At 70.3% G+C, this 22,412-nt stretch carries 25 protein-coding genes; 15 read left to right on the forward strand and 10 right to left on the reverse strand.

Translation table 11 applies throughout. From position 1 onward, the window contains the following. From AC1DVZ_RS11455 to AC1DVZ_RS11470, 4 genes are all read left to right on the forward strand, one after another. On the forward strand, window positions 1–493 hold a 493-nt coding region (locus AC1DVZ_RS11455), incomplete at its 5' end, for an acyl-CoA dehydrogenase family protein (protein WP_477618322.1). A 4-nt stretch (window positions 494–497) separates the two neighbouring features. Beyond that, complete coding sequence (locus AC1DVZ_RS11460; protein WP_477618323.1) at window positions 498–1,262, forward strand: SDR family NAD(P)-dependent oxidoreductase; 765 nt, start codon at window positions 498–500, stop codon at window positions 1,260–1,262. Window positions 1,263–1,415: 153 nt separating this feature from the next. After that, window positions 1,416–2,801 (forward strand): vanadium-dependent haloperoxidase, encoded by a 1,386-nt coding sequence (locus AC1DVZ_RS11465; RefSeq protein WP_477618324.1) that lies wholly within the window; start codon window positions 1,416–1,418, stop codon window positions 2,799–2,801. A gap of 376 nt (window positions 2,802–3,177) precedes the next feature. Then, window positions 3,178–3,399 carry a hypothetical protein gene (locus tag AC1DVZ_RS11470; RefSeq protein ID WP_477618325.1) on the forward strand — a complete coding sequence of 74 codons (222 nt, stop codon included), beginning with the start codon at window positions 3,178–3,180 and terminating at the stop codon, window positions 3,397–3,399. 25 nt (window positions 3,400–3,424) lie between these two features. Here the strand turns inward: AC1DVZ_RS11470 and gabT are convergent, their stop codons facing one another. Then, a complete protein-coding gene (gabT, locus tag AC1DVZ_RS11475; protein ID WP_477618326.1) occupies window positions 3,425–4,756 on the reverse strand; it encodes a 4-aminobutyrate--2-oxoglutarate transaminase in 1,332 nt (443 codons plus the stop codon). A gap of 166 nt (window positions 4,757–4,922) precedes the next feature. On the opposite strand from gabT, the gene ligD reads away from it, so the two are divergent. From ligD to AC1DVZ_RS11510, 7 genes are all read left to right on the forward strand, one after another. Then, the gene (gene ligD, locus AC1DVZ_RS11480; protein ID WP_477618327.1) at window positions 4,923–5,900 is read left to right on the forward strand and encodes a non-homologous end-joining DNA ligase; all 978 of its coding nucleotides are present in this window, start codon (window positions 4,923–4,925) and stop codon (window positions 5,898–5,900) included. Window positions 5,901–6,038: 138 nt separating this feature from the next. Next, a complete protein-coding gene (locus tag AC1DVZ_RS11485) occupies window positions 6,039–6,443 on the forward strand; it encodes a TOBE domain-containing protein (protein WP_477618328.1) in 405 nt (134 codons plus the stop codon). After that, window positions 6,440–7,249 (forward strand): molybdate ABC transporter substrate-binding protein, encoded by an 810-nt coding sequence (gene modA, locus AC1DVZ_RS11490; RefSeq protein ID WP_477618329.1) that lies wholly within the window; start codon window positions 6,440–6,442, stop codon window positions 7,247–7,249. Before AC1DVZ_RS11485 ends, modA begins: the two co-directional genes overlap by 4 nt. A gap of 6 nt (window positions 7,250–7,255) precedes the next feature. Next, window positions 7,256–8,065, forward strand: a complete 810-nt coding sequence (locus AC1DVZ_RS11495; protein WP_477618330.1) for an ABC transporter permease — start codon at window positions 7,256–7,258, stop codon at window positions 8,063–8,065. Next, a complete protein-coding gene (locus AC1DVZ_RS11500) occupies window positions 8,062–9,126 on the forward strand; it encodes a sulfate/molybdate ABC transporter ATP-binding protein (protein ID WP_477618331.1) in 1,065 nt (354 codons plus the stop codon). The genes AC1DVZ_RS11495 and AC1DVZ_RS11500 overlap by 4 nt, the downstream gene beginning before the upstream one ends. Before the next feature lie 139 nt (window positions 9,127–9,265). After that, entirely contained in the window at window positions 9,266–10,009 is a 744-nt protein-coding gene (locus AC1DVZ_RS11505; protein WP_477618332.1) for a calcium-binding protein, read from the forward strand. A gap of 88 nt (window positions 10,010–10,097) precedes the next feature. After that, the gene (locus tag AC1DVZ_RS11510; RefSeq protein ID WP_477618333.1) at window positions 10,098–10,703 is read left to right on the forward strand and encodes a DUF2238 domain-containing protein; all 606 of its coding nucleotides are present in this window, start codon (window positions 10,098–10,100) and stop codon (window positions 10,701–10,703) included. Here AC1DVZ_RS11510 and AC1DVZ_RS11515 read toward each other — a convergent pair. From AC1DVZ_RS11515 to AC1DVZ_RS11545, 7 genes are all read right to left on the reverse strand, one after another. Further along, window positions 10,700–11,134: a VOC family protein gene (locus tag AC1DVZ_RS11515; RefSeq protein WP_477618334.1), complete on the reverse strand. Its 435-nt coding sequence runs from the start codon at window positions 11,132–11,134 to the stop codon at window positions 10,700–10,702. The two genes, AC1DVZ_RS11510 and AC1DVZ_RS11515, sit on opposite strands and share 4 nt — an antisense overlap. Window positions 11,135–11,232: 98 nt before the next feature. Next, complete coding sequence (locus AC1DVZ_RS11520) at window positions 11,233–11,604, reverse strand: acyl-CoA thioesterase (protein WP_477618335.1); 372 nt, start codon at window positions 11,602–11,604, stop codon at window positions 11,233–11,235. A gap of 80 nt (window positions 11,605–11,684) precedes the next feature. Continuing rightward, window positions 11,685–14,069, reverse strand: coding sequence for a bifunctional salicylyl-CoA 5-hydroxylase/oxidoreductase (locus tag AC1DVZ_RS11525; protein ID WP_477618336.1), 2,385 nt, complete (start codon window positions 14,067–14,069; stop codon window positions 11,685–11,687). Then, complete coding sequence (locus tag AC1DVZ_RS11530) at window positions 14,066–15,772, reverse strand: AMP-binding protein (protein WP_477618337.1); 1,707 nt, start codon at window positions 15,770–15,772, stop codon at window positions 14,066–14,068. The genes AC1DVZ_RS11525 and AC1DVZ_RS11530 overlap by 4 nt, the downstream gene beginning before the upstream one ends. Before the next feature lie 32 nt (window positions 15,773–15,804). Continuing rightward, window positions 15,805–16,728 carry an acyl-CoA thioesterase gene (locus AC1DVZ_RS11535; protein ID WP_477618338.1) on the reverse strand — a complete coding sequence of 308 codons (924 nt, stop codon included), beginning with the start codon at window positions 16,726–16,728 and terminating at the stop codon, window positions 15,805–15,807. After that, window positions 16,725–17,201 carry a cupin domain-containing protein gene (locus AC1DVZ_RS11540; RefSeq protein WP_477618339.1) on the reverse strand — a complete coding sequence of 159 codons (477 nt, stop codon included), beginning with the start codon at window positions 17,199–17,201 and terminating at the stop codon, window positions 16,725–16,727. The genes AC1DVZ_RS11535 and AC1DVZ_RS11540 overlap by 4 nt, the downstream gene beginning before the upstream one ends. 20 nt (window positions 17,202–17,221) lie before the next feature. Continuing rightward, window positions 17,222–18,046, reverse strand: coding sequence for a fumarylacetoacetate hydrolase family protein (locus tag AC1DVZ_RS11545; RefSeq protein WP_477618340.1), 825 nt, complete (start codon window positions 18,044–18,046; stop codon window positions 17,222–17,224). A 137-nt stretch (window positions 18,047–18,183) separates the two neighbouring features. Between AC1DVZ_RS11545 and AC1DVZ_RS11550 the strand changes: the two genes are divergently transcribed. Further along, a complete protein-coding gene (locus tag AC1DVZ_RS11550) occupies window positions 18,184–18,612 on the forward strand; it encodes a RidA family protein (RefSeq protein WP_477618341.1) in 429 nt (142 codons plus the stop codon). 5 nt (window positions 18,613–18,617) lie between these two features. Here the strand turns inward: AC1DVZ_RS11550 and AC1DVZ_RS11555 are convergent, their stop codons facing one another. Both AC1DVZ_RS11555 and AC1DVZ_RS11560 read right to left on the reverse strand, forming a co-directional pair. Beyond that, entirely contained in the window at window positions 18,618–19,559 is a 942-nt protein-coding gene (locus AC1DVZ_RS11555) for a PaaX family transcriptional regulator (protein ID WP_477618342.1), read from the reverse strand. A gap of 9 nt (window positions 19,560–19,568) precedes the next feature. Continuing rightward, the gene (locus AC1DVZ_RS11560; RefSeq protein ID WP_477618343.1) at window positions 19,569–19,880 is read right to left on the reverse strand and encodes a hypothetical protein; all 312 of its coding nucleotides are present in this window, start codon (window positions 19,878–19,880) and stop codon (window positions 19,569–19,571) included. 319 nt (window positions 19,881–20,199) lie between these two features. Between AC1DVZ_RS11560 and AC1DVZ_RS11565 the strand changes: the two genes are divergently transcribed. The 3 genes from AC1DVZ_RS11565 (at window position 20,200) to AC1DVZ_RS11575 (ending at window position 22,058) form a co-directional block, all read left to right on the forward strand. Continuing rightward, the gene (locus AC1DVZ_RS11565) at window positions 20,200–20,334 is read left to right on the forward strand and encodes a hypothetical protein (RefSeq protein WP_477618344.1); all 135 of its coding nucleotides are present in this window, start codon (window positions 20,200–20,202) and stop codon (window positions 20,332–20,334) included. Then, window positions 20,331–20,690, forward strand: a complete 360-nt coding sequence (locus AC1DVZ_RS11570; RefSeq protein WP_477618345.1) for a hypothetical protein — start codon at window positions 20,331–20,333, stop codon at window positions 20,688–20,690. The genes AC1DVZ_RS11565 and AC1DVZ_RS11570 overlap by 4 nt, the downstream gene beginning before the upstream one ends. Window positions 20,691–21,092: 402 nt before the next feature. Then, window positions 21,093–22,058 (forward strand): alpha/beta fold hydrolase, encoded by a 966-nt coding sequence (locus AC1DVZ_RS11575; protein WP_477618346.1) that lies wholly within the window; start codon window positions 21,093–21,095, stop codon window positions 22,056–22,058. Window positions 22,059–22,412 lie beyond the last annotated feature (354 nt).

Below are 22,412 nucleotides of genomic sequence, written 5' to 3' on the forward strand. Positions count from 1 at the left end.
CCGCCTGGTGGGCGGCGCCGGTCAAGGAATGACAATCGCCCTGTCGGCCCTCGACACCGGTCGGCTCGGAATCGCCGCTGCCGCAACGGGTTTGGCTCAGACAGCGCTCGACCAGGCCGTCGCCTACGCCAAGGAGCGCGAGCAGTTCGGGCGACCGATCGGCGACAACCAGGGGCTCGCGTTCCTCCTCGCCGACATGGAGKCCGGCGTGACGTCGGCCCGCGCGGCCTACCTCCACGCCGCCCGGCTGCACGATGCCGGCCGACTGTTCACCAAGGAGGCGGCAGTGGCCAAGCTGGTCTGCACCGACAACGCCATGCGCGTCACCACCGACGCCGTGCAGGTGCTCGGCGGCGCGGGCTACACCCAGGACTTCCCGCTCGAGCGCTACATGCGCGAGGCCAAGGTGACCCAGATCTTCGAGGGCACCAACCAGATCCAGCGGCTCGTCATCAGCCGCCAGCTCCTCAAGAGCTCCTCCAAGAGAGACTGACGCCATGCAGATCACCGATTCCACCGTCGCCCTCGTCACCGGCGGAGCCAGCGGCCTGGGCGGCGCCACCGTCCGCCGCTTGCACGCCGACGGTGCCACGGTCGTCATCCTCGACCTGCCGTCCTCCCCCGGTGAGGCGCTGGCCCTGGAGCTCGGCGAGCGCGCGCGGTTCGTGGGGACCGATGTCCGCGACGAGGCGCAGGTCCAGGCTGCGGTCGATGTGGCGCGTGAGCTCGGGACACTGCGAATCGTCGTCAACTGCGCGGGGGTCGGCACGCCCGGTCGCGTGGTCGGCAAGCGCGGCCCGTTGCCGCTCGAGCAGTTCGCCAACGTCATCAACATCAACCTGATCGGCACCTTCAACGTGCTTCGCCTCACCGCCGCGGCAATGCTCGAGAACGAGCCCGTCGACGCCGACCGCGGCGTCATCGTCATGACCGCGTCGATCGCCGCCTACGACGGACAGATCGGCCAGGCCGCGTATGCCGCGAGCAAGGGTGGCGTCGTCGGCCTCACCCTGAGTGCCGCTCGCGACCTGGCGGACAAGGGAATTCGCGTGATGACGGTCGCGCCGGGGACGTTCATGACCCCGATGCTCGCGGGTCTTCCGCCGGAGGCCACTGCCGTCCTCGAGGCCCAGGTGCCGCACCCGTCACGCCTGGGTAACCCCGACGAGTACGCCAACCTCGTCGCGCACATCGTCGACAACGGCATGCTCAACGGCGAGGTCATCCGGCTCGACGGCGCGCTCCGCATGCCTCCTCGCTGACGACTCCGGCCGCTACGCACTTCGACCGATCCGGGGTGCGCACTTCGACCGATCCGGGGTCCGCAGGCTGCTGCCACGATGGTGAGCTGGGCCTGACCGGGACGTCGGCACCCCGCACGTGCCTCCCTCGGGCCCTCGTCGAAGGGACCCGCCATGAGAGCACACTCACGGACTGGCGCAGGGACGGTCCACCAGACACCCCCACGCGGTCCCCGACCGCTTCGTCGTTGGCACCGCGGTGCCGGCCTCGCCCTCACCGCCGCCCTGGGCACTGCGGTTGCGGCGATGTCCGGAGCGCCTGCCACGGCCGATCCCGCGGCCGCCCCAACCGGCCCGGGCGTCCTGCTGCAGTGGAACATCACAGCACAAGGTCTCACCACCCCACTGCGACCCTCGGCCCACGGCCAGACCCGAGGCATCGCCATGGTCGCCGGCGCCGTCTACGACGCGGTGAACGCCATCGACCGGAGCCACCAGCCCTACCGACTCGACGTCGCAGCCCTGGACATCAAGCCGTGGGCCTCGACCGACGCGGCGATCGCGACCGCCGCCCACGACGTCCTGGTGGCGATCGTGCCGCAGGCACAGGTGGCCGCGCTCGACACCGCCCTGACGACCAGCCTGGCGGCCGTGCCGGACGGAGCCGGCGAGGACGAGGGCGTTCGCGCCGGCAAGGCTGCCGCCGCGGCCATGGTCGACTCCCGAAGGGGTGATGGCTTCATGTCGCCCTTCACGTTCGACCTCGGGACCGAGCCGGGCGACTGGCGACCCTCACCTGCGACCGCCCTCGACCCTGACCCGTGGGTGGGGCAGCTGCGGCCGTTCCTCATGAGGAGCCCCGACCAGTTCCGCTCGTCCGCTCCGAACGCCTTGACGAGCGCCGAGTACACGAAGGACTTCAACGAGGTCAAGGCGCTCGGCTCGCTCACCAGCACACGGCGTACCGCGGACCAGACGAAGGCGGCCATCTTCTGGCAGACCGCGCCCGCGCCCCTGTGGCACGGCATGGCACGTGACCTCATCACCCGCCACGGCCTCAGCGCCGCCGAGGGGGCTCGGCTGATCGCCACGATGAGCCTGGCCGGGGCAGACGGTGCGATCGCCTGCTGGGACGCCAAGTACCACTGGAACTACTGGCGGCCAGTGGCAGCCATCCGAGAGGCCGGCACGGACGACAACCCGGACACGATGGCCGATCCCAACTGGCGTCCGCACTTCGACCCTGCCACCGCGACCACGCCCCCGCTGGTGAACCCGCCCTTCCCCGAGCACCCCTCGGGCCACGGCTGCGTCAGCGGCGCCACCCTCGACGCCGTCCGGACGTTCTTCGGCACCGACAAGGTGGCCGTCCACATGACGTCGAGCCGCTACCCGGGCGAGACCCGGGACTTCAGCCGGCTGTCGCTGGCCATGAAGGAGATCATCGACGCGCGGGTCTGGGGCGGCATCCACTTCCGCACCGCTGACGTGGTGGGAGCGAACACCGGTCGCAAGGTCGGCCACTGGATGGAGAAGCACTACTTCCAGCCGGTCGGCTAGGTGCCAGCCAGCCCGTAGGTCGCGAGACCGGCGGAGAAACTCGGGCTCATCCACCTCTTGCGGGAGGCGCGCAGATGGGTCAAGATCATCGAACCTCCCTCGGGAGGCCAGTCCCCCTCGGGGGACACGAGACCCGGCCAACTCATACTTGGCCGGGTCTCACCTTTTCTAACAGCCCGAGGTGGCCCGACCGGTAACCGACACGCGTCGGCGAGGTAAACAGTGCGCGAGCAGTAGCGCCACGCAGTAGGCGTCCGCAGGACGCCAGGCCTGTCGGCGCAGGCGAGCCCTGTGCCGGGCCCGGCGTCCCGATCTCGCGCGTCCCGCGTCCTTCTCCGTGAGAGGTGACCCCACCTGTCCTGTGAGGGAGGGAACCATGCTCGAAGCCCTGATTCGGCGCCCGACCACGTTCGCCCAGGCGCTCGCGCAGGCGGCGTGCGAAGTCGTGCTCGTCGTCGTGTTCCTTGTCGGGGTCACGGCCGTCGTCGGCAACCCGTACCCCTCGTGGGCAACCTTGCTGCTCTACGGGCTCGGCTGGGTGGCGGTCGCCGCGCTGCGGTGGGCGCTGATCGACAGGCGCCGCGTCCAGCGCACCTAGCCCGGCGACGGGTGTGAGGCGATCGTCAGACGGACTGGGCGAACGCTTCCTCGAGGATGTCGAGCCCCTCGGCGAGCAGGTCGTCGCCCGCGGACAGCGGCGGCAGGAACCGGAACACGTTGCCGAACGTGCCGCAGGTCAGCGTGACCAGCCCGGACGCGTGGCAGGCCTTGTTGATCCGGCCGGTGAGGTCCGGGTCGGGAGTCTTGTGCTCCGGGTCGCTGACGAGCTCGACGGCCAGCATCGCCCCGCGACCGCGGATGTCGCCGATCACGCCGTACTTGTCAGCCAGCGCCTCGAGCCTCGGGCGGAACAACGCCTCGACGGCGCGCGCCCGTCCGACGAGGTCGTCGGCCTTCATCGTCTCGATGGCGGCGAGGGCACTCGCGCAGGCGACGGGGTTGCCGCCATAGGTGCCTCCCAGACCGCCGACGTGGATCGCGTCCATGACGTCGGCGCGACCGGTGAGGGCCGCCAGCGGCATACCTCCCGCGATGCCCTTGGCCGTGGTGATCAGGTCGGGAACGACCTCCTCGTGGTCGGAGGCGAACCAGTCACCGGTGCGACAGAACCCGGTCTGCACCTCGTCGGCGATGAACAGGATCCCCTGCTCGGTGCACCAGTCCGAGACCTTCTTCATGAAGCCCGGCGCCGGCACGATGAACCCGCCCTCACCCTGGATCGGCTCGAGGATGACGGCCGCCGTGTTGTCCTCGCCGACCTGGGCGTGCACGAGGTCGACGAACTCCGCGAACGCCTCGTCGGCGCAGGCCTCCGGACCCGTCGGCCAGCGGTAGGGGTAGGCCATCGGCACACGGTAGATCTCGCTCGCGAACGGCCCGAACCGGTGCTTGTAGGGCATGTTCTTCGCGGTCAGGCCCATCGTGAGGTTGGTGCGCCCGTGGTACGCGTGGTCGAACGCGACGACGCCCTGCCGCCCGGTGAAGTGGCGGGCCACCTTGACGGCGTTCTCGACGGCCTCGGAGCCGGAGTTGAAGAGCGCGGAACGCTTCTCGTGCGTTCCCGGCGTGACCTCCGCGAGCACCTCGGCCACCTCGAGGTACTCCTCGTAGGGCGTGACCATGAAGCAGGTGTGGGTGAAGTCGTTGATCTGTGCGGTCACCGCGTCGATGATGCGCTGGTTGCCGTTGCCGACCGTCGTGACGGCGATGCCCGACCCGAAGTCGATGAGCTGGTTGCCGTCGACGTCGCGCAGGATCCCGCCCGCCGCCTGCTCGATGTAGACGGGCAGACCGGTGCCGACCCCGGCCGACACTGCCGCGAGCTTGCGCTGCTGGAGGGCCTGGCTCTTGGGGCCGGGGATGCTGGTGGCGAGGATGCGCTTCTGCTCGAGCATGCGCCGAGCATACGACCGCCCGCGCCGCACCCTTGTCGGGTCCCGGGACTTTGTTGCCTCACCCCGGAACCGTTCTCGGGTGAAGGTCCCCTTTGTCCCTGAACCCGATCAAGGGGAGGTATGCCGCGGCGTGGCAGGGCGGCATACCCACCCGTAGCGTGGGGACATGGCAACCAAGGGATCGCCCGCGATCGTGCTGGAGGTCGGCGATCGCGACGTGCGGATCACCAACCCGGAGCGCGAGTACTTCCCGGCCCGCGGCGAGACCAAGCTCGACCTGGTCAAGTACTACCTGTCGGTGGGCGACGGGATCGTCAACGCGCTGAGGGAGCGGCCGTGCATGATGCACCGCTTTCCCTCGGGGATCGCCGGCGACAAGGTGCACCAGAAGCGGGTGCCGCACGGGGCGCCGCCCTGGCTGCAGACGGTGCGGGTGACGTTCCCGCGCTACAACCGCAAGGCCGACGAGCTGTGCGTCACCGAGCTGGCCCAGGTGATCTGGGCGGTGCAGATGTCGACGGTCGAGTTCCACCCCTGGAACAGCAGGCGGGCCGACGTGGAGAAGCCGGACGAGTGGCGGATCGACCTCGATCCCGGCCCCGACTGCCCGTGGGACCGGGTGCAGCGCGTGGCCCACGTGGCGCACGAGGTGCTCGACGAGCTGGGCGCGGTCGGTTGGCCCAAGACCAGTGGCGGGTCCGGGATGCACATCTACGTGCGGATCGCGCCGGACTGGGGGTTCAAGGACGTGCGGCGGGGCGCGCTCGCGTTCGCGCGCGAGGTGGAGCGGCGCATGCCGGACGACGTCACCACCGCGTGGTGGCGCAAGGACCGCGACCCTGCGGACCTGTTCGTCGACTACAACCAGAACGCGCGGGACCACACCATCGCCGCGGCCTACTCGGTGCGCGGCAACGCGATCGGGACCGTGTCGGCGCCGATCCGGTGGGACGAGGTCGACGACGTCGAGCCTGACGACTTCACGATCGCGACGATGCCCGCACGGTACGCCGAGCTCGGCGACCTGCACGCGGGAATCGACGATGCGGTGTTCGAGATCGACCAGCTGCTCGAGTGGGCGGAGCGCGACGACCGCGACGGCGCCGCCGAGCCGCCCGAGCCCGACGCCGCCGAGCCGTCCTAGCCGGACGCCGCCGAGCGTCCTCATCGGACGCCGCCGAGCGTCCTCATCGGCCGCCGAGACGTCCTGACCAGACTCAGGACCGCAGAAGCGGAATGATTCCCTTGGCTTGACCGCAGGCACGGACCTAGAGTGGTTCTCATGCCGCTGATGAGGATCAAGGATGCCGCGTCGTTCCTCGGCGTCAGCGACGACACGGTGCGGCGCTGGGTGGACAGCGGCGCCCTCGAAGCCAGCGCCGACGAGGCGGGGCGCAAGGTCGTCGACGGTTACCAGGTCGCCCTGCTCGCCCGCGACCAGGCGCACGCCGTGGCGGACCCGTCCGGAGTCGGTCGATCGGCTCGCAACCGGTTCGTGGGCCTCGTCACCGACATCAAGCGCGACACCGTGATGGCCCAGGTCGAGATGCAGTGCGGGCCGTTCCGAGTGGTGTCCCTGATGAGCTCCGAGGCCGTGGACGACCTCAGGCTCGAGCTGGGCTCCGTCGCCATCGCCGTCGTCAAGTCCACGACCGTGATCGTCGAGACACCGCAAGGAGCATCATGATCCGCCCCATCGCATGGCTCGCCGCCCTTGCCGCCGCGGCGCTCGTCCTCGCGACGGCAGCGTGTGGGTCCGACGCCGGCGACACCACGAGCTCCGGCTCATCCTCGTCCTCGTCCTCGCCCGACGCGCTCTCGGGTGAGCTCACCGTCTTCGCGGCCGCGTCCCTGAAGAAGACGTTCACCGCGATCGGCGCGGAGTTCGAGAAGGCCCACCCCGGCGCCACGGTCACCTTCAACTTCGCCGGCTCCTCCGACCTGGTCGCCCAGCTCCAGCAGGGGGCGCCCGCGGACGTCTTCGCCTCGGCCGACACCACGAACATGGACAAGGCGACCGGCGACTCGCTCACCGCGGCCACCCCGGTCAACTTCGCGTCCAACACCCTCGAGATCGCCGTCCCCCCGGGCAACCCGGCGAAGGTCACGAGCCTCGCCGACCTCGCCGAGCCCGGCATCAAGGTCGTCCTGTGCGCTCCGGCCGTTCCCTGCGGGTCCGCCGCCGCCAAGGTCGAGACGGCCGCCAGGATCGACATCAGGCCGGTGAGCGAGGAGCAGTCGGTCACCGACGTCCTCGGCAAGGTGACCTCGGGTGAGGCCGACGCCGGGCTCGTCTACGTCACCGACGTCACGGGGGCCGGTGACAAGGTCAAGGGCATCGAGTTCGCCGAGTCCTCGGCTGCTGTGAACACCTACCCTATCGCGACCCTCAAGAGCAGCAAGAACTCTGCGCTGGCGGTCGCGTTCCTCCAGGCCGTCACGGGCGAGCCGGGTCAGGGCATCCTCGCCACCGCCGGGTTCGCGAAGCCGTAGCCTGTCGTGCCTCTGGTTGCTTCAACGCCGCAACGACGACCACGGCTGGGACTTCCCGCCTGGGTGTTCGTCCCCGCAGCGGTCGGCGCGTTGTTCGTGGTGCTCCCCCTGGTGGCGATGCTCACCCGGATCGAGTGGGGCAGCTTCGGCACCCTGATCACCTCGGACTCCTCCCGCGCCGCCCTGTCCTTGAGCCTGCGCACCTCGGTCGCGAGCACTGCGCTGTGCATCGTGTTCGGCGTGCCGATGGCGCTGGTCCTGGCGCGCACCGAGTTCCGCGGGCAGTCGATCGCCCGATCGCTGGTCTTGCTCCCCCTCGTGCTCCCCCCGGTGGTCGGCGGCATCGCCCTGCTCTACACGTTCGGTCGGCGAGGCCTGCTCGGCCACACCATCGAGGTCCTCGGGCTCCAGATCGCCTTCTCCACGACCGCCGTCGTGATGGCCCAGACCTTCGTCGCCCTGCCGTTCCTCGTGGTCAGCCTCGAGGGTGCGTTGCGCACTGGTGGACAGCGCTTCGAGGAGGTGGCCGCGACCCTCGGCGCCCACCCGACGACGGTGTTCCTGCGGGTGACCCTGCCGCTGGTCCTCCCCGGACTCGCGTCGGGCGCCGTGCTCGCCTTCGCCAGGGCGCTGGGCGAGTTCGGGGCCACGATCACCTTCGCCGGCAGCCTCCAGGGCGTCACGCGCACGCTGCCACTCGAGATCTACCTCCAGCGTGAGACCGATCCCCAGGCGGCAGTCGCCCTGTCGCTGGTCCTCGTCGTCGTCGCCACCGTGGTGATCGCCCTGACCCGACGGTCGAGGACGGCGTTGTGAAGCTCCACGCGCAGATCCGCCTCCCCCACCGCGGCGTCGACCTCACAGTCGCCGTCGAGGCCGGCCGCACGCTGGCGCTGCTCGGGCCGAACGGTGCGGGCAAGTCCACGGCGCTCGCCTCCATCGCCGGGCTCCTGCGCCCCGCCTCTGGCCAGATCACCCTCGATGACCGGATCCTCTTCTCCAGCAACGACTCTGGCGTCGGCTCAGGCCACGGCGAATGGGTGCCGCCGCACGCGCGAGGCGTGGCCCTGCTCGCCCAGGAGGCACGACTGTTCCCGCACCTGTCGGTGCTCGACAACGTCGCCTTCGGCCCGCGCAGCGCCGGTATGCCGCGCGGCCGGGCCCGCGAACGGGCGCGGCAGTGGCTCGCCCGGGTCGACGCCGAGGCGTTCGCAGACCGACGACCTGCGGCGCTCTCCGGCGGCCAGGCCCAGCGCGTGGCCATCGCCCGCGCCCTGGCCACCGAGCCGCACCTGCTCCTGCTCGACGAGCCGCTGTCCGCCCTGGACGTCGAGTCCGCGCCCGCGATCCGCCAGCTGCTGCGCCGTGTCCTCGAGGACCGCACCACGGTCCTGGTCACCCACGACATCCTCGACGCGGTCCTGCTGGCCGACGACATCGCCGTCGTCGAGGACGGCCAGGTCGTCGAGCAGGGACCCACGTCCCGGGTGCTCACCCGGCCGACGAGCGGCTTCGCCGCCCGCATCGCGGGTCTCAACCTGGTGCGCGGAACCGCCCACGGGGCAACGGTCTCGACGCCCGAGGGGATGCGTGTCGAGGGGCTCACGGAGGACGTCCTGGGTGACGGCCAGCCGGCCGTGGCCGTGTTCAACCCCAACGCCGTCGGCGTCTACCTCGAGGCCCCCACAGGCAGCCCCCGCAACGTCATCCGGGGGACGGTGACCGACCTCGAACCGCACGGTCACCAGGTGCGTGTGCACACGGCATACCTCTCGGCGGACATCACGCCGGCGGCCCTGGCCGAGCTCCACCTGGCTCCCGGCACCGAGGTGGTCTTCACGATCAAGGCGAGCGAGGTCGCGGTCTACGCCGCGTGAGCGGGCTCCGGACAGTAGACACACGACAAGGCCACAGACCACGGCGTACTAGGACGTTTGCGCCATGACGCGCCAGATCGGACACGGGACGGTGGTCGGTGGGCCCACAAGCGCCCGCCGACCTGGGAGGAAGTTCGTCATGCGCAGACTGCCATTCATCGCCACAGGAGCCCTCGTGCTGACCCTCGGGCTCGCGCCCGCGGCCTCGGCCCAGGACGAACCCGACCCGTGCCTGCTGATCTTCGAGGTGGAGACGGCGACCATCGTCGGCACCGCAGGACCCGACCGCATCGTCGGCACGCCCGGACCGGACGTCATCCTGGCGGGAGCGGGCGACGACGTGGTCACGGGCGGCGGGGGCGACGACCTGATCTGCGGCGGGCCCGGCAACGACCGGCTCGACGGCGGCGACGGGAGCGACTTCATCCTCGGCGACACGGGCGAGACGTTCCTGCTGGGCAACCCGGGAGGGATGAACGTCCCTGGTGGGGCGGACCTGCTGACCGGCGGGAGGGACGACGACGCCCTGGCCGGCGAGGGCGGCGACGACGCGATCCGCGCGGGGAGCGGCAACGACTTCGCGACGGGCCAGATGGGTGCCGACAACGTCATGGGTGAGGCGGGGGACGACGAGCTGTTCGGCGGTCCGGCGGACGACGTCGTCAACGGCGGCGACGGCAACGACACCGTCGTCGGCAACTTCGGCAACGACGTGCTGCTCGCCGGCAGCGGGGACGACCTCATGACGGGCGACAACCCGATCCCGGTGGCGCAAGGCCCCTCCTTCGACGTCTGCAACGGCCAGCAGGGCAACGACTTCGCCGTCGAGGGCTCGTGCGAGGTGCTGAACCAGGTCGAGACCACCGGCCCGCTGCCTGACTGAGCCCGGGCACGCCGCGGGCGCCCCCTGGCCCGCGGCGGTTCGGGCGCGTCCGACACCCTGACGTCGCCAGTGCGGCAGGATCCACGACATGGCTGACGACAGGGGCTGGTGGCGCTCGTGGTGGCTGCCCGCCGGCGTGCTGGTGCTGACCGTCGGGCAGCTGGCTCTGGGCACCTTCGCCGGCGGCCTGGAGCAGTTCGATGGCAAGGCGTTCGGGGCGCGACTCGTGGCCTACCCGGTCATGATGCTGGTCGTCCCGGCGGTCTGGTGGCTGGCTCAGCGGGGTCGGCGTGGCGGGGTGCCCTGGCTGGCCTTCGCCCTGGTCATGACACCGTTCCTCATCGACGTCAGCGGCAACACCCTGGACCTCTACGACTCGGTGACGTGGTGGGACGACGCCAACCACTTCGTCAACTGGGTGCTGCTGTGCGCCGGCCTGGGTCTGCTACTGCTGCAAGGGATTCGTATGCCGTGGGCACGGGTCCTGCTCGTGACCGGACTCGGGGCCGTGCTGGCGATCGGGTGGGAGCTGGGCGAGTGGTACACGTTCATCCGCCACGGGACCGAGCTGGACACGGCCTACCAGGACACCCTCGGGGACGAGGCGCTCGGCACGCTGGGTGCCCTGGTGGCCGGGCTGCTGCTGCGCCGGCCCCGGGCCACGGCCGAGGTCCGCGACCCCTCTCACTCCTAGGAGGCGTCGCCCGTGCTTGAGGCGGCTGCGACAGCCGCCTCGCGGGCAGCCAGGCCCGCCGCGTAGTCGGGCAGCTCCTGGAGCGCGAAGTGGTTACCGTCCGGGTCCTCGAAGTGGGTGAACCGGCCCCACGGCAGGTCCTCGACCTCGGTCACGTCCACGCCACGGCCCTTGAGCTCGGCATGGGCGGCGTCGGCATCGGCGACCACGACCTGGAGGTACTGCTTCACTCCCTCGCCCAGCATCTCCATGCCCTTGACGAAGCAGAACGAGCAGGCCGACCCGGGTGGCGTGATCTGGACGAAGCGCAGGCCCGCCTCCTCCACGACCTGGTCCTGGTCCGCCGGCCACCCGACGACGTCCTCGTAGAACGCCTTCGTGCGGTCGATGTCCGTGACGGAGATGGGGATGAGCTCGATCTTGTAGTCCACTGCCAGTCCTCTCGTCGCAACCTCTCCTTCGGAGGTTCTACCACCAGCCTAGGAAGGCTTCCGGTCACCATCTGTCCGGAATCAGGGCTTGTCCGGATTCACGGCCTGTCCGCTTCGAGCGAGCGACGCCACGAGTCCGGCCAGGGCTGCGAGGCCTCCGCACCTGCAGGCACGTGCACGGTGACGTACCTGCCCACGGCGGCCCGCGTGCGGGGGCGGCCCTCGAACGGCTCACCCCACACCTCGTAGCCGAAGGTCATCGAGCTGGTGCCGATGCGTTCGAGCACCACGGTGGCCGTGATCCCCTGCCCGAACCAGAGCCGCGCCTCGTAGTCGACCTCGTGGCGCACCCGCGGCGCGACACCGAAGTAGCCGGCCACATCGCGCCCGCGCATCAGCTCAGCCTCCGCCGACTCGACCCAGCGGGTGATGGCCGTGTTGTGGTGGTGGCCGGCCGCGTCCGTGTCCATCCACTCGACCCGGGCACGATGGGTTCCGGAGGCGCCCGCCGCGGCAACCGCTGACCCTGGCCCCGTCGGGCCACCCACGCTCAGGCCACCCCCGCCGGGTCGCGCACCGGCATCCAGCGAAGATGGGTGGGCAGCTCGTCGGTCTCGGTCTCCTTGATCAGCGAGAGCCGGGGACGGACCGCATCGGTCCGAGCCGTGGGCGGCTTGCGGCGCCCCGCGGCAAAGGGCAGCGGCCACTCGGCGGCTGCCCCGCGGAACTCCTGCTCCGCCGCCGCGTGCAGGGTCCACTGCGGGTCGTAGAGGTGGGTCCGCCCCAGAGCACACAGGTCGGCCCGTCCGGCGAGGAGGATCGAGTTGACGTCGTCGTGCGACGAGATGGCACCCACGGCGATGACTGCCACGCCTGCCGCGGCAGCCACCTCGTGACGGATCCGGTCGGCGAAGGGAGTCTGGTAGGACCGCCCGAACGCCGGCTTCTCCTCCTTGGCGATCTGTCCCGAGGACACGTCGATGGCGTCGGCGCCGTGGGCGATGAAGGCCCGGGCCAGCTCGACCGCGTCGTGCTCGTCGTTGCCGTCGGGCATCCAGTCGGTCGCCGAGATGCGGACCGTGAGGGGACGCTCCGCCGGCCAGGCAGCTCGCACCGCGTCGAAGACCTCGAGCGGGAACCGCAGCCGGTTCTCGATCGAGCCGCCGTACTCGTCGGTGCGCTGGTTGGAGATCGGCGACAGGAACGACGACAGGAGGTAGCCGTGGGCGCAGTGCAGCTCGAGCAGGTCGAAGCCCGCGTCTGCCCCACGCCTCGCGGCGGCCACGAACTCGTCGCGGATCGCGTCCATGTCGGTGCGGGTCACCTCGCGGGGCAGGTGGCACCCGTCTCCGTAGGCCAGCGCCGACGGGCCGGTGACCTCCCAGTTGTCGGCGTCGAGCGGCTCGTCCATGCCCTCCCACATGAGCTTGGTCGACCCCTTGCGGCCGGAGTGACCGAGCTGGAGCCCCATGGCAGCAGTGGAGTTCGCGTGGACGAAGTCGACGACCTTGACCCAGGAGTCCCGCTGCTCGTCGGTCCACAACCCGGTGCAGCCCGGGGTGATCCGACCCTCGGGCGAGACGCAGACCATCTCCGTCATCACGAGTCCCGCCCCACCGAGCGCCTTGGACCCCAGGTGCACGAGGTGGAAGTCGCCGGGGACACCGTCGACGGCGGAGTACATGTCCATGGGCGAGACGATGATGCGGTTCTTCAGCTCCAGGTTTCCCACCCGCATCGGCTGGAACATCGCCGGCACCACCTCGGACGCGCCCTGCGCCGCCGCGAACGCCTCGTCGACCCGGGTGGCGAACTCCTCGTCGCGGGTGCGCAGCCCGTCGTAGGTGATGCGCCGCGACCGGGTCAGCAGGTTGAAGCAGAACTGGGTGGGGTCCTGGTCCTCGTACAGCCCGATGTTCTCGAACCACTCCAATGACGCCTGCGCCGCGCGCTGCGTGGACTCCACGACCGGTCGCCGTTCCGTCTCGTATGCCGTGAGCGCGGCATCGAGGGCGGGGTGCTCGTGCAGGCAGGCGGCCAGGGCCAACGCATCCTCCATGGCGAGCTTGGTGCCGGAGCCGATGGAGAAGTGCGCGGTGTGCGCCGCGTCGCCGAGCAGGACGACGTTGTCGTCGTGCCAGCGCTCGTTGCGGACGGTCGTGAAGCTCAGCCACTTGGAGTTGTTGGAGAGGACCTCGTGGCCCCCCAGCTCGTCGGCGAAGATCTCGGCCACCCGGGCGATCGACTGCTCGTCGGAGACCCCGGGGGGGAACTCGGTCCCCTCGTCGGCGTCGAGGCCGGCCGCCCGCCAGACGTCCTCGTGCATCTCGATGATGAACGTCGAACCCTTGTCGGAGTAGGGATAGCCGTGGATCTGCATCGTCCCCCACTGCGTCTGCTTGACGTAGAACTGGAACGCCTCGAAGACCAGGTCGGTCCCCAGCCACATGAACTTGTTGTGGCGGCGGTCGAGGCTGGGACGAAAGATGTCGGCATACCGCTGTCGCACGGCGGAGTTGACGCCGTCCGCCGCGAGGACGAGGTCGTGGGTCGCGCGCAGCTCCTCGACGTCCGGAGCCACGGTCGAGAAGCGCACGTCGACCCCGAGCTCGGCACACCGGGCCTGCAGGAGCGACAGCAGCTCCTTGCGGCTCATCGCCGCGAACCCCTGGCCACCGACGGTGTGCCGCTGGCCGCGGAAGTGGATGTCGATGTCGGTCCAGCGCGCGAAGCGGTCGGCCATCTGCTCGGCGATCCGCTCGTCGGCATTGCCGATGCCACCCAGGGTCTCGTCGGAGAAGACCACCCCGAAGCCGAAGGTGTCGGAGGCCGCGTTGCGCTCCCACACGGTGACCTCGTGCGCGGGGTCGAGCTGCTTCATGAGGGCGGCGAAGTACAGCCCGCCGGGGCCGCCGCCGATGACCGCGATCTTCACGACTGTCCTTCCCGGGCAACGCTTTCCCGCAACTTGCTGGGCTCTTGCTCAGGCTGCTGGCGCAATTTGCTGGGCCCTTGTTCAAATTGCTGGCGCAACTTGAAGTGTTGAAGCTTCCCGCTGGGGTTGCGCGGCAGGACGTCGACGAAGCGGACGTCCCGGGGGTACTTGTACGGAGCGATGTGGGCCTTCACGAAGTCCTGGAGCTCGCGCGCCTTCGCCTGGTCACCCACCACTCCCGCGCGCAGCACGACGAAGGCGCAGACGATCGACCCGCGCTCGGGGTCCGGCCGACCGACCACCGCGCACTCGGCCACGTCCGGGTGCTGGTCGAGCGCGCCCTCGACCTCGGGCCCGCCGATGTTGTAGCCCGACGACACGATCATGTTGTCGGACCTGGCCTGGTAGTAGAAGTAGCCGTCGGCGTCACGGATGAAGGTGTCCCCGGTGATGTTCCAGCCGTTCAGGACGTAGGCGCGCTGGCGCTCGTCGTTGAGGTACCGGCATCCGGTGGGCCCGATGATGGCGAGGCGACCGGGGACGTCCGGCCCGACCTCGCGACCGTCGGCGTCGAGGATCGTGGCGCGGAATCCGGGCACCGCCTTGCCGGTCGCACCGCGGCGGATGTCGTCTCCCCTCGCCGACACGAAGACGTGCAGCAGCTCGGTCGACCCGATGCCGTCGATGATGCGCAGACCGGTCTGGTCGAGGACGGCCTGCCACGTCTCGGGGTTGAGGTGCTCACCAGCCGATACCGCGGTGCGGACGCCCGCGAGCAGCCCGACGTGGCCGTCGACGACGATCGCCCGGTAGGCCGTGGGCGCGGTGAACAGTGTGGTCACCTCGTGGTCGTGGACGAGCTGGGCGAGCTCTGCGGGCGTGGCCTTCTCGGTGAGCAGGGAGCTCGCTCCTGCCCGGATGGGGAAGACCACCAGCGCACCCAGGCCGAAGGTGAAGGCCAGCGGCGCGGTGCAGGCGACGACGTCGTCGGGCGTCAGCTGCACGAGGTGCTTGCCGAAGGTCTCGGCGATGGACGCGATGTCGCGGTGGAAGTGCATGGTCAGCTTGGGGACGCCGGTGGTGCCGGACGTCGGGCCCAGCAGGGCGACGTCGTCGGCGGCCGTTGCCACCGCGACGAACTCACCCGACTTCGCGGCGCACCGCGCCACCAGGTCGCCCTCCCCCGAGCCGCCGAACTCCACGACGGTGAGGTCCGGCGCACCACCGTCGCGAACGGCATGCAGGTCGGCGGCGAACCGGTGGTCGACCAGGGCGATGGTCGGCCGGGAGGCGGCCACGATGGGAGTGATCTCGACGGCTCGCAGGGCGGCCATCGTGGTGACGACGACGGCGCCCGCCTTGAGGGCACCGAACCAGCAGGCCACCACCCACGGGTTGTTCGGCGCGCGCAGCAGCACCCGGTTGCCCGGCACCAGGCCGAGGTCGTCGGTGAGCACCTGGGCGACCTGGTTGGCCCGCTGCTGCAGCTCGCCGCAGGTCCACGTCGTCCCGTCGGGGGCGTGCAGCGCCGGACGGTCGGCACCGACCCTGTCGACGGTGTCGTCGAGCAACCAGGTCGCGGCGTTGAGCCGGTCGGGGAACTGCAGCTCGGGGAGGGTGAACTCGATGGTCGGCCACAGGTCGCGCGGCGGCAACGAGTCGCGGGCGAAGGTGTCCTCATGGGCCGAGGGGCTGAGCTCCATCATCGTGCCTTTCACAGTCGTGTGCTCCGACATCACTGACCAGCGCGGATCATGCCCTCTTGGGCGACGGTGGCGACGTGCTCGCCGGCTCGGGTGAAGAACCGCCCCAGCCCCAGTCCGCGTCCACCGTGGGCGCTGGCCGCCTCCTGGGCGTAGAGCAGCCAGTCGTCCATGGCGAAGGGCCGGTGGAACCACATCGCGTGGTCCAGGCTGGCGGTGACCAGTCCTCTTTGCGCCCAAGGCATTCCGAGAACCCGGAGCACCGGCTCGAGGATCGTGTAGTCGCAGGCGTAGGCAAGCGCCGCCTGGGCCAGCTGGACGGCGTCGATCCCCTCGACGGAGCGCAGGGGGTCGAACGGCTTGACCCACACTGCCTGGTGCGCGGTCCGCTCCCCCTCGACCTGCACGTAGACCGGACCGGGAGCGTGGCGCATGTCGAAGGACCGGCCGCCCGACCAGTAGCCGCGTGAGTCCGCGGTCATCGTCCCCGCCTCCTCGCTCCCCGGCTCGAACCCCTCGAGGTATGCCGCGGAGCTGGGCAACGCCTCGGGTGCCGGGACCGCGGCCGGCGCGTCCGCGGCATACTCCCCGCCGTCCTCGGGCACGTGGAAGGACGCCATGGCGACGTAGACGACCTTGCCGCCCTGGAAGGCGCGGACCTGGCGGGTCGAGTAGCCGCGCCCGTCGCGGAGCCGCTCGACCTCGTACCGGACCTGCGCGCCGATGTCGACGGGGCGCATGAAGTAGCTGTGCATCGAGTGCAAGCCGCGGTCAGCCTCGACCGACCGGATGGCGGCCACCGTCGCCTGGGCGACCATGTCGCCGCCATAGGCCTTGGGCCACGGGCAGTACTGCGTGGTGGCCGTGTAGGCCTCGTCGAAGACCTCGGCGTCGACCCGCGTGAGGGCCAGGGCGTCGGTCAGGACGCGGGAGGTGGGGATCTCGAGCTCACTCATGCGCGGCGGAAGCCCTCGAGGATGGAGTCGTCGACGTCGGCGAGGTTGACGACGATGTTGTCGGGCGTTCGGGTGGTCAGCCAGACCAGGTCGTGCTTGGTGGACATGTTGCACTCGACGTGGTGCATGAAGGGCGGCACGAACACGAAGTCCCCCTCGGTCATGTCGACGTACTCGCGGAAGTCCTCCCCGAAGTAGATGCGGCCATGACCCTGCAGCACGTAGCCACCGGTCTCCGCCTCGCCGTGGTGGTGGTTCACGGAGCGGTAGCCGGGCTTGTTGAAGACCTTGCCGTACCAGAGTCGCTGCGCCGGGGTGTGCTGGATGCTGACACCGGAGACGCGGTAGGCGCCGCCGGAGTCGGCAGTCGAGGCGTCCTCCGAACCCGCCTTGGTGACGATGGGGATGACCCGACCATCGGGCTGGGCCCACGGCGAAGGGTCTCCTTCGAGCACGTAGTCGTCAAAGTTCATCAGTGTCTCCTTCGTCGGTTTCAGGTCAGTCGAATCGTGTTGTCCAGGAAGCCGATTCCCTCGATCTGCGTGCGCACGACGTCGCCGTCGTCGAGGAACCGTGGCGGCGTCATGCCCATGCCCACACCGCCAGGCGTGCCCGTGAGCACGAGGTCGCCGGGGCGCAGGAGCGTGAACTCCGAGATGTAGGCGAGGAGCGCGGCGGCCCCGAAGACGAGGGTCTTGGTGTTGCCGCGCTGGACCGTCTCGCCGTTGACCAGGCAGGTGACCTCGAGACCGGCCTCGGGGTCGACCTCGTCGGGGGTCACGACGACGGGGCCGACGGGCGTCGTCGCGTCCCAGGCCTTGCCCTGGAACCACTGCAGGGTGCGTCGCTGCCAGTCACGGACGGAGATGTCGTTGGCCACGGTGTAGCCGGCAATCGCCTCACGGGCCTGCTCCTCGGTGGCCTGGCGCAGCGGCCGCCCGACCACGACGGCGAGCTCGGCCTCCCAGTCGAGGTCCACGTCCGCCGGGGCGCGGATCACGTCGGTGGGTCCGACCAGGGTGTCGGCGTACTTGGCGAACAGCGTGGGGAACTCCGGCAGCTCGCGGCCCATCTCGGTGATGTGGTCGCCGTAGTTGAGCCCGCAGCAGATGACCTTCGCCGGACGGGGCAGCGGAGTGAGCAGGTTGGCGTCCGGTCCGCCAGCGACCGTGCCGCCGGGCGCCGCGGCGACCTCGCGCCAGGCGGGTCGGGTCAGCAGCTCGGACAGGTCGGAGGCAGGCAGCGCGACCCAGACGTCGTCGTGRCACACGGCGGCACACGTCCCACCGTCCGGCGTCGCCACCGTGGCCAGTCGCATCCTCGCGCCCTTTCCGTCTGCTGTATAGCGACAATTTCACGATCGTCACGTATAGTCAATAGCCCACGCGCGAGCACCGCCCCACACGCGCGCGAGCACGCACGAAGCACCGCACCGGAAACGACCCGAGGAGCGCCATGACCCCCGTCGCGATCAACCCCGCCGCACTGCCCGCCCCCAGCGGCTACTCGCACGGCACGCTCAGCGGCAACACGCTCCACCTCGGCGGTCAGACGGCCCTCGATGCGGACATGCGGATCGTCGAGGGCGGCATCGTCGAGCAGTTCCGCCAGGCGTTCGGCAACGTGCTGACCACCCTGCGCGAGGCAGGCGGCATCCCCGAGGACCTCGTCAGCCTGACGATCTACCTCACCGACATCCCCGACTACCAGGCCCACGGCCGCGAGATCGGGCGCGTGTGGCGCGAGCTGGCCGGTCCCGTCTATCCGGCGATGGCCGGCATCGGCTGCACTGCCCTGTGGCAGCCCGAGGCCCTCATCGAGATCCTCGGCGTCGCGGTCATCCCCGACGACCGGCTGGTCCGCCCCACCACCCACGACACCTGAGGGGGCTACCTGCCGATGACGGTCTCCGCGTAGCGACCCGCAGGCCCGGCCAGCCGCTGGTGCAGGTCCGAGAAGAGTCGTTCCGCAGCGATCCCCTGCCAGTCCTCGGGCAGGAACTCCACGGGCAGCCCCGGGTCGAGGTAGGGCAGCCGCCGCCATGCCGTCAGGAGCAGCACGTCGTCGGCGAAGGCACGAGCCTCGTCATCGGGGCCCGGTCCCCCGGAACCCGACGCGTCCGCAGCGGTGCCCCACCGCTCGCGGACCGGTTCGAACTGCGCCCGGAACCCGGCATACAAGGCAGCCAGCGCGTCGAGGTCCCACCACTCGGCGACGCGTCGCGCGACCTGGTCGTCGAGCAGGTCGGCAGCGAAGAACTCGACGAACTCCAGCAGGCCCTCGCGTTCGAGCTCACGGCGAAGGTGGGCGTGGACGAACTCGGGGGCGATCCACAGCCCAGCGGCCACGGTGCCGAACCCCCGTCCCGCGAGCACCCGGCGCAGTTGGTGGCGCAGGTTGCGCTGCGACTCCGGCACCGAGAACGCGGCGAGCAGCCAGCGGTCGCCCGGCCTGGCCCGCCGCGGCGCGAAGATGCGTTCGTCCCCTTCCTCGAAGACGTCCTCGAGCTGCGGGTCGAGTCGGTATGCCGCGTTGCCGCCCTTGCGGGCAGGCAGCAGGACTCCGCGCTTCTTCAAGCGGGACAGCGCCGACCGCGTCGCCGCCTCGTCGACGTCGAGGGGGGCGAGGAGCCTGATGAGCTCCGCCACGGCCAGGGAGTCGTGGTCACCGCGCGCGTGGAGCGCACAGATCGTCACGATCAGCTGCTGGAGCTGCCGACCGGTGCCGGCCTGCGGCTCTCCAACGGGCGGCTCTCCAACGGGCGGCTCACCCGCCTGCGGCTCCCCCCTCGGGGGTTCGCCCTGGACTGCGGTGACGGACGGACGAGGCACGGTGCCAGCCTAGTCAGCCCCCACCCCCGGCCCCTGGACGTCGAGCGGACTCGTGGGCAGGTGGGCATCGGGACAGCGACGGTGCAGCTCGTCGATGATCGCCTGCTCACGAGCCAGGGCCGCGAGGAGGTCGGTGGACCGGCCGGCACCGGCCGGGTGGGGGAAACCGCCGGGAGCACGGGTGGCGTCCTCCAGCTCGGCGAGCTCGGCGAGGAGCTCACGCACGGACGCAGCGCCCGGGGGTGTCGTGGTCGGGGGTGTCGTGGGCGGGGGTGTGGTGGTCGGATCACCCACGCGGACGGACTCTTTCGACTCGCTCACCTGCAGCCTCCTGGGCGTTGACGACTGGGTGCCCCGACTGCCTGAAGCCCTGAGATCATGATCCGTTTTGTCATGTTCTGTCAACGGTTGGCGGACGAGTTGGTCCCCCGGCGTCACGGACTGGACCGTCCGGCATCTCCTCCCCATAGTTCTGTCGACAGGGTGCGGCGACCATCACCCCTGTCGACAGGACCATCAGGCCCCGTGACCCGCGCGGGTCAGCCCTGCGGCGTCACGGTTCGACCGGATATGCGTCGTAGGGATGGAGCACTGTGCTGTCGGTGGCGCGGTCGAGGGTTTGACGTGTGACGGTTGAAGGGTGAGTTCGCGGGTGACGTCCGGCGTTGGCGCAGTAGTGGTTTTCGTCCTGTTCCTCACCCTCATCCTCGGCGGTGCGGCGATCGGGCTCGGGCTCGGTGGCCACCGTCACGACGACGAGCAGTCGCGGCGATGACGGGGATGAGGCCGGTCACGGTGGCCCAGCTGCGCGCGTCGATGGGCGTCCCCACGCTGGTCGCGGCATACCGCCAACGCGTGCTGAACGTTGCCGCCCCGGGAGCGTGTCACCCGTGGACGGGCGCGGTCTCCGGGCGCGGACACGGACAGTTCTGGATCGCGCACGACCGCATGGTGATCGCGCACCGGTTCGGCTTTGCCCTGGCCTTCGGCGTGGACGCCCTCGTGGCGGCCCAGGTGCTGGCGCACGCGTGCCAGAACCCGCTCTGCCAGAACATGGCCCACATCGGGCCTGCCCTGTCGCCGACCCCCACCGTGGGGACCGACCAGATGGGCGTCGGGCTCTCTGCGTAATCCCGGACCCCGCGAGGTGGTCTTTATGGGTGACGGCCCACACATCCCGGATGGATGCTCCTGAGGAGCGAAATACCAACGAGCACAATGCTTTTCGGGCAATGACGACGGTGCCTTCGGAGCCCTTCCGACGGGCCCGGGGGGGTCGCCGGCTGCGAGGCCGTCGTCTCGGAGCACGAGCCCCGAGGCCACTCTGTCACGGAGGTAGGCGCTCCCATGATTGCTTCACACCTGTCCACGAACTGCCGCCTCGGGTCACACCGACGGACACCACGTGAGCGGGCCGACCACCGGCTCGTCACGGCATGCCGCGCCGAGCGGCATCTGCACGCCTCCGCCGGGCCGGCGGTCTCATGCCGTCGGCCGCGCCATCGCCGGGCCCCCTGCACCGCCGTCTCGCGAGTGCTCCCGGTCCAGGCGCGGACCCGGCGCATCATCGCGTCCGTCTCGTTGGTGGCTGGCCTGCTCGCGCCGGCGAGCCCCGCCGCCGCGGGCGCGGTGTCCCCGACCAGTCGCACGTTCCTGGTCGGCACGAAGGTACTCGACTACTGCGGCAACGGATCCGTGGCGCTCCGGACGAAGGGGATCGCCAGGGTCGTGCTCGTGGTGCACGGGAGCGGAGGCAACTACTGCGACTATGCACGCTATGCGATGGAGTCCGCCTCCGACGCCGGGGTCCTCGGTTCGACGCTCGTGGTGGCCCCTCACTTTCCGACGTACTCGGAAACGGACGACGAGAGGCGCCTCATCTGGGGGTCGGGATGGCGCGAGGGAAACACCAGCAACAACGCGGACGGCACCAAGGTCTCGAGCTTCGAGGCGCTGGACCAGCTGACCGCCGCAGTCCGCAAGACCTTCGGGAGCAGCGTTCCCATCCGGATCATCGGGCATTCCGCGGGCGGCCAGTTCGTGCAGCGCTACGGCGAGGGCAGTGACGCTCCGATCGACCGGTTCGTCGCTGCGAACCCGTCGAGCTATGCGTACCTCACGGCCCAGCGATGGAAGGGTGCCACCGCGGTCGACCCGCTGGCGGGGTGTCCTGGCTACAACACGTGGAAGTACGGCATGGAGGGGCTGAACGGCTACATGCGCTCGGCCGGAGACCTCCGCGCCCGCTATGCCGGGCACCGCGTTGCCCTCCTCCTCGGGGGCGCCGACGTGTTGCGGGACTCGGAGCTGGACGTCAGCTGCGAGGCGGACGCCCAGGGCAGGAATCGCCTCGAACGCGGGCAGCTGTTCTTCACCCACCTGGGCGACCAGCTCGGGTATCACCCCGCTGGTCACTCCCTCTCCGTCGTGCCCGGAGTGGGGCACCAAGGGCGATCGATGATCCGCTCGTCGCCGGCACGGGCACTCCTCTTCCGCTGACCGGGCCCTGACCCAGGCACGTGCCTCTGTGGCCCTCTGTGGCGCGGCCACCGCAGACCGATGCGCTGGTCCGGCGACACGAAATCCCGCGCGTGACGTCCTTGTAGGCGGGGCATCGGGTGGGGCCACATCGCCGCTGTCACCCCGACCGAGTAGGGGCGGGCGGGGTGACAGCCTCCTGACCTACGCCTCCATTGAGTGGCGGGCGTCACACTTTCGCGGCTGCCCGCTCGCGTCATCCTTTCGCCACGGCCCGGTCCTTAACTGGTGATGGCGTCGGCACGTCCAGTTCAGGGGGACGACGACGACGCCGCTACAGGGGAGGCGTTCGCGCATGGTGGTAACAGGCACAAG

This window comes from Pedococcus sp. P2_E5, assembly GCF_056403895.1.

Excerpts from the sequence above, each read along its gene's own strand:
- AC1DVZ_RS11465 (WP_477618324.1), top strand. The coding sequence starts at position 1,416 with ATGAGAGCACACTCACGGACTGGCGCAGGGACGGTCCACCAGACACCC.
- AC1DVZ_RS11540 (WP_477618339.1), bottom strand. The coding sequence starts at position 17,201 with ATGAACTTTGACGACTACGTGCTCGAAGGAGACCCTTCGCCGTGGGCC.
- AC1DVZ_RS11520 (WP_477618335.1), bottom strand. The coding sequence starts at position 11,604 with ATGGACACGGACGCGGCCGGCCACCACCACAACACGGCCATCACCCGC.
- AC1DVZ_RS11535 (WP_477618338.1), bottom strand. The coding sequence starts at position 16,728 with ATGAGTGAGCTCGAGATCCCCACCTCCCGCGTCCTGACCGACGCCCTG.
- modA (WP_477618329.1), top strand. The coding sequence starts at position 6,440 with ATGATCCGCCCCATCGCATGGCTCGCCGCCCTTGCCGCCGCGGCGCTC.
- AC1DVZ_RS11510 (WP_477618333.1), top strand. The coding sequence starts at position 10,098 with ATGGCTGACGACAGGGGCTGGTGGCGCTCGTGGTGGCTGCCCGCCGGC.
- AC1DVZ_RS11460 (WP_477618323.1), top strand. The coding sequence starts at position 498 with ATGCAGATCACCGATTCCACCGTCGCCCTCGTCACCGGCGGAGCCAGC.
- AC1DVZ_RS11530 (WP_477618337.1), bottom strand. The coding sequence starts at position 15,772 with ATGGAGCTCAGCCCCTCGGCCCATGAGGACACCTTCGCCCGCGACTCG.
- ligD (WP_477618327.1), top strand. The coding sequence starts at position 4,923 with ATGGCAACCAAGGGATCGCCCGCGATCGTGCTGGAGGTCGGCGATCGC.
- AC1DVZ_RS11550 (WP_477618341.1), top strand. The coding sequence starts at position 18,184 with ATGACCCCCGTCGCGATCAACCCCGCCGCACTGCCCGCCCCCAGCGGC.
- AC1DVZ_RS11470 (WP_477618325.1), top strand. The coding sequence starts at position 3,178 with ATGCTCGAAGCCCTGATTCGGCGCCCGACCACGTTCGCCCAGGCGCTC.
- AC1DVZ_RS11505 (WP_477618332.1), top strand. The coding sequence starts at position 9,266 with ATGCGCAGACTGCCATTCATCGCCACAGGAGCCCTCGTGCTGACCCTC.
- AC1DVZ_RS11485 (WP_477618328.1), top strand. The coding sequence starts at position 6,039 with ATGCCGCTGATGAGGATCAAGGATGCCGCGTCGTTCCTCGGCGTCAGC.
- AC1DVZ_RS11570 (WP_477618345.1), top strand. The coding sequence starts at position 20,331 with ATGACGGGGATGAGGCCGGTCACGGTGGCCCAGCTGCGCGCGTCGATG.
- gabT (WP_477618326.1), bottom strand. The coding sequence starts at position 4,756 with ATGCTCGAGCAGAAGCGCATCCTCGCCACCAGCATCCCCGGCCCCAAG.